The following is a 5,388-nucleotide window of genomic DNA, read 5'->3' on the forward strand; positions in this document are numbered from 1 at the left end:
CCGACATGTGGATTGAGCTGAAGTTCTCATCTGTGACTTGACCGGCGGCGAGCGCGGCTTTCGAGCGACCGACTTCTCTGCCGGATATCGCCGGCCAGGGAAACACCGGATCGGCGTTTGAGGAAATGTGGCCGTCACTTCAACGCTTTCTTAACGCTACCTGCCGTTACTAAGTGGTGAAAAGGCCGAACCGATCGAGGGACGGCTGGCGCCCCCTTGTCACGTCGAAATCCCATGGCAGCCCAGCATATTCCATGCGGAACCCCAGGGACGCGATTCGGAACGCGATTTGGGACGTGGTTTGGGATACGCGGGATCGGCGGTCGCGCTGGTGCACGGCTTTTCGCGCCGAAAAGCCGTGCGAAGAAGGATTCGAGGCGCAATGCGGCCGTTGGCGTCGATTTTCCTGATCTCTCGCGCCGCTCCCGGAGCTGGCGCATGACGCCGCTTGGCGAGCGCCATGTCTCCGTGCTCGGCCGCGAGGCGGTCGAGGCGCTCGCGCCGCGCCCGGCCGGCATCTATGTCGACGCGACGTTTGGGGCTGGCGGCTATAGCCGGGCGATCCTCGACGTGCCGGGCACCCGCGTCATTGGCATCGACCGCGACCGCGTCGCGATTGCGGGCGGCTTCGATCTGGTGGACCGCTCGGAGGGCCGGCTGACGCTGGTCCAGGACCGGTTCTCCAATCTGGCCGACATTTGCGCCGCCGCGGGCTTCGCCGCGGTCGACGGCGTCGTGATGGACGTCGGCGTCTCCTCGATGCAGCTTGACGAGGCTGGCCGCGGCTTTTCGTTCCGTCTCGACGGGCCGCTCGACATGCGGATGGGGCAGGACGGCCCGACCGCGGCGGACGTGGTCGCGAGCGCGCCTGAGGCCGAGCTTGCCGACATCATCTATCTCTTCGGCGAGGAGCGCCAGTCGCGGGCGGTGGCCCGCGCCATCGTCGCAAGCCGCAAGGAGGCGCCGATTCTGACCACGCGTGCGCTCGCCGATATCGTGGCCCGAATCGTGCGCGGCAAGCCCGGCGAGATCCACCCGGCCACACGGACCTTCCAGGGCTTGCGGATCTTCGTCAACCAGGAACTCGACGAGCTGCAGCTGGCGCTCGAGGCCGCGGAACGCGTGCTCAAGCCCGGCGGCCGGCTTGTCGTGGTGTCGTTCCATTCGCTGGAAGACCGCATCGTCAAGAATTTTCTCAGCCAGCGCGGCAAGGCCGGCGGCGGATCGCGGCATCTTCCGGAAGTCAAGCAGGCCGCGCCGAGCTTCCGTCTCCTGACCAGGCGCCCGGTGACGCCGGGCGAGCGGGAAATCGCCGCCAATCCGCGCGCGCGCTCGGCGAAACTGCGTGCCGCCGAGCGCACTTCGGCCCCCGCGCATCCAGCCGGCGCATCGCCGTCATGGCCGAAGCTCTCCGACGTGATGAGGGGAGCCTGACCATGCGCTTGCTCCATCTCCTCGTGATCGGCGCCTTGGTGTTCGCGGCCGCCTATGTCTATCAGATCAAGATGGAATCGACCGTCCGCACCGAGCGCGTGCTGCGGCTGCGGGCGCAGATTCGCCAGCAGCGCGACGCGATCGCGGTGTTGCATTCGGAATGGGCCAAGCTCGACGCGCCGCTGCGGCTGCAGGGCCTCTCCGAACGGCACCTGCCGCTGAAGCCGCTGCTTGCCACCCAATATGACAGCCTGAAAAACCTGCCCGAGCGGCCGCCGAACTATGTCAGGCCCGGCGATCCCGATCCGATCGGGGCGATGATCGACACCATCGACGCGGCGGCCAATGGCGCTGATGTCACCGGTTCGGTGCCGCAGCCGGAGGACAAGCAATGAGCGACGCCTTGCCGGTCAAGGTCAAACCGATGGAATCCTGGTGGCAGCGCTTCGTGCGCAGCCTGCTCTATGGTCGCAATGTCGATCGCGCCGCGAAAGCGCGCGCCCGTGTCGGATTTGCGATGCTGGCCTTCGCGGTGATCTATGCCGTCATCGCGGGAAGGCTGGTGATGTTTGCGATCGGCGCGGACGCCCACGGCGCGCGGCGGGCCGCGGTGCAGGACGCGATCGCGACCGCGCGGCCCGACATCATCGACCGCAACGGGGAAATCCTCGCCACCGACGTCAAGGCGCCGAGCCTGTTCGCCGAGCCGCGCCGCATCATCGACCAGGACGAGGCGATCGAGCTTCTGACCGCGACACTGCCGGATCTCGACACCGCCGAGGTGCGCGACCGCCTGTCGTCGAAAAAAGGCTTCGTCTGGCTGAAGCGGGAAATCACCCCGCAACAGCAGCTCGAGATTCATCGTCTCGGCATTCCCGGAATCGGGTTCCTGCGCGAGAACAAGCGCGTCTATCCGACCGGCAACGAGGTCGCGCATCTGATCGGCCTGGTCAATACCGATAACCAGGGCATCGCCGGCATGGAGAAATGGCTCGACAGCAACGGGCTGGCCGACCTGCATCGCGCCGGCTTCGCCAGCGATCGGCTGCAGCGGCCGGTGGAACTGTCTGTCGATCTGCGCGTCGAGCACGCGCTGCGCGACGAACTGGAGAAGGCGAAGGAAAAATTCCACGCCAAGGCGGCTTCGGGCCTGGTTTCCAACGTCAGGACCGGCGAAATCGTGGCGATGGTGTCGCTCCCTGATTTCGATCCCAACAATCCCAAGGAAGCGCACGATCCCGATCGCATCAACCGCCTGACCACCGGCGTCTATGAGATGGGATCGACCTTCAAGGCCTTCACGCTGGCAATGGCACTCGATACCGGCAAGGTCGATCTCAACTCGATGTGGGACGCGCGCGGTCCCCTGCACTACGGCAAGTTCACGATCCACGACGACGAGCCGAAGGGGCGCTTCCTCTCGATGAAGGAGGTGTTCACGTTCTCCTCGAACGTCGGCGCGGCGCGCATCGCGCTGGCGCAAGGCGTCGACGCGCACAAAGCGTTCCTGCGCAAGCTGGGGCAGCTCGACCGGCTGCGCACCGAATTGCCCGAAAGCGCCTCGCCGATCCTGCCCCGGCACTGGGGCGAGTTGAACACGGTGACGATCGCGTTCGGACACGGCATCGCGGTAGCGCCGCTGCAGGCGGTGATGGGCATCGACGCGCTGGTCAATGGCGGCCATCTGATTCCGCCGACCTTCCTGAAGCGGACCGAGCCGGAAGCCATGGCCCTGGCCAAACAGGTGATCAAGCCCGAGACCTCGGAAAAGATGCGGTACCTGATGCGGCTCAACGCCGAAATCGGCACCGCCAAGAAGGCCGACGTCGACGGCTACTATATCGGCGGCAAGACCGGCACGGCCGAAAAAGTCGTCAACGGCCGTTACGCCAAGAAACGCGTGTTGACCGCCTTTACCGCGATCATCCCCGCCGACAATCCCCGCTACCAGCTCCTGATCATGCTGGACGAACCGCAAGCGTTGAAGGAGACCTACGGTTTCATCACCTCGGGCTGGAACGCGGTGCCGACCGGCGGCGCCGTGATCTCCCGCATTGCGCCGCTTTTGGGCATCGAGCCGCGTTTCGATCTGCCGCCGCCTGAGCGCCTTATTCTTGCGGCATCCAACGCAACGCAGTAAGCCATCACGGATAAAATCGCCGATGTGAGTGCCTCGGCGGGCACGGCAATTGCTGCGCGTCACTTGGAACCTCATGAAGCTTCGCGACCTCTTCGACGATGATGCGACGCTCGACCCGCAGGCGGAGTCGGTCGACGTCAGCGAACTTGCCGACGATAGCCGCGCCGTCAAGCCGGGCGCGCTGTTTTTTGCATTGGCCGGAAGCAGGACCGACGGCGCGCGCTTCATCGATGCCGCGCTTGCCGCCGGCGCCGTCGCGGTCGCTGGTGATCATGCACCGCCAGGCGGCTGTCGCAGGCCGTTTGTGACGACTCCCAATCCGCGCCGCGCGCTGGCGCTGGCCGCGGCGAAATTCTATCCGCGACAGCCGGCCACCGTCGCTGCCGTCACCGGCACCAGCGGCAAGACCTCGGTTGCGGCCTTTGCCCGCCAGATCTGGCAGCGGCTCGGGTATGATTCGGCCTCGATCGGCACCATCGGGCTGGTGTCGCCGCAACGCACCGTCTACGGCTCGCTGACCACGCCCGACCCGATCGCGCTGCATCGTCAACTCGACGAGATCGCGCGCGACGGCGTCACCCATCTGGCGTTCGAGGCCTCCTCGCACGGGCTCGATCAGTATCGGCTGGATGGCGTGCGCATTGCGGCCGGCGGCTTCACCAATCTCTCGCGCGATCACATGGATTACCATCCCGATGTCGCGCATTATCTCGCCGCCAAGCTGCGGCTGTTCCGCGATCTCATCGCGCCCGGCGGCGCCGCGGTGATCTCGGCCGACCACGACTGTTCCGAGCAGGTCATCGACACCGCGCGGGTGCGTGGTCTCGTGCTGATGACGATCGGCTGCAAGGGCGATGGGGCGGGCGAGGGGATCAGGCTGGTCGAGGCTGTGATCGATGGCTTTGCGCAACGGCTCACGCTGCAACATCGCGGCCGGAAGACAGCGATACGGTTGCCGCTGGTCGGCGGCTTCCAGGTCGAGAACGCGCTGGTCGCCGCCGGGCTTGCGATCGGCACCGGCAGCCCGCCGGACGCGGTGTTTGCCAGCCTGGAGCATCTCGAAGGCGCCAAGGGCCGGCTGGAGCGGGTCGGCGAGCGCAACGGCGCGCCGATCTTCGTCGACTACGCCCACAAGCCCGACGCGCTGGCCAAGGCGCTGCAGGCGCTGCGGCCCTACGCCAGGCGCAAGCTCGTCGTGGTGTTCGGCGCCGGCGGCGATCGCGATCCCGGCAAACGTCCGCTGATGGGCGCCATTGCAATCGAAAATGCCGACAGCGTCATCATCACCGACGACAATCCGCGCAGCGAGCGGCCGGAGACGATCCGCGCCGCGATCCTGAGCGCGGCGCAGGGCGCGAGCGAGATCGGAGACCGCGCCGGCGCGATCCGCTTCGCGATCGATCATCTGGAAGAGGGCGATGCGCTGTTGATCGCCGGCAAGGGCCATGAGACCGGGCAGATCATCGGCGAGCGCGTACTGCCGTTCAGTGATCACGACGCCGTAGCCTCCGCGCTTGCGCCGAGGGTCGCATGAACCCGGCGCCGCTCTGGACCGCGCAGGCGATGGCGGATGCCATGCGGGCCGCGATCCACGGCGCGCCGGCCGATGCAATCACGGGGCTTTCGATCGACAGCCGCACCATCGCGCCGGGCGAAGCCTATTTCGCGATCAAGGGCGAGGTTCACGACGGCCACGATTTCGTCAATGCGGCGCTCGAGGCCGGCGCGGCGCTGGCCGTGGTCGAAGCCACCCAGCGCGACAAGTTTGCCGCCGACGCGCCGCTGCTGGCGGTCGATGACGTCCTGGGCGGCCT

At 66.7% G+C, this 5,388-nt stretch carries 5 protein-coding genes; all 5 read left to right on the forward strand.

Annotation, left to right across the window (positions count from 1 at the left end):
* The first annotated feature begins 438 nt into the window (after window positions 1-438).
* Entirely contained in the window at window positions 439-1,434 is a 996-nt protein-coding gene (rsmH, locus tag WCB02_RS36980) for a 16S rRNA (cytosine(1402)-N(4))-methyltransferase RsmH (RefSeq protein ID WP_423966740.1), read from the forward strand.
* 2 nt (window positions 1,435-1,436) lie between these two features.
* Window positions 1,437-1,829 (forward strand): cell division protein FtsL, encoded by a 393-nt coding sequence (ftsL, locus tag WCB02_RS36985; protein WP_423966742.1) that lies wholly within the window; start codon window positions 1,437-1,439, stop codon window positions 1,827-1,829.
* Window positions 1,826-3,574: a peptidoglycan D,D-transpeptidase FtsI family protein gene (locus tag WCB02_RS36990; RefSeq protein WP_423966745.1), complete on the forward strand. Its 1,749-nt coding sequence runs from the start codon at window positions 1,826-1,828 to the stop codon at window positions 3,572-3,574. The genes ftsL and WCB02_RS36990 overlap by 4 nt, the downstream gene beginning before the upstream one ends.
* A gap of 73 nt (window positions 3,575-3,647) precedes the next feature.
* Complete coding sequence (locus WCB02_RS36995; RefSeq protein WP_423966748.1) at window positions 3,648-5,108, forward strand: UDP-N-acetylmuramoyl-L-alanyl-D-glutamate--2,6-diaminopimelate ligase; 1,461 nt, start codon at window positions 3,648-3,650, stop codon at window positions 5,106-5,108.
* The coding region (locus WCB02_RS37000) for a Mur ligase domain-containing protein (protein ID WP_423966750.1) at window positions 5,105-5,388 on the forward strand (284 nt) is incomplete at its 3' end. The genes WCB02_RS36995 and WCB02_RS37000, both read left to right, overlap by 4 nt.

The sequence above is a fragment of the Bradyrhizobium sp. genome, assembly GCF_049581145.1.
Lineage (GTDB): Bacteria > Pseudomonadota > Alphaproteobacteria > Rhizobiales > Xanthobacteraceae > Bradyrhizobium.

What these genes read in the sequence shown, in the direction of transcription:
- WCB02_RS36995 (WP_423966748.1), top strand. Translation starts at nt 3,648, where the DNA reads ATGAAGCTTCGCGACCTCTTCGACGATGATGCGACGCTCGACCCGCAG.
- WCB02_RS36990 (WP_423966745.1), top strand. Translation starts at nt 1,826, where the DNA reads ATGAGCGACGCCTTGCCGGTCAAGGTCAAACCGATGGAATCCTGGTGG.
- ftsL (WP_423966742.1), top strand. Translation starts at nt 1,437, where the DNA reads ATGCGCTTGCTCCATCTCCTCGTGATCGGCGCCTTGGTGTTCGCGGCC.
- rsmH (WP_423966740.1), top strand. Translation starts at nt 439, where the DNA reads ATGACGCCGCTTGGCGAGCGCCATGTCTCCGTGCTCGGCCGCGAGGCG.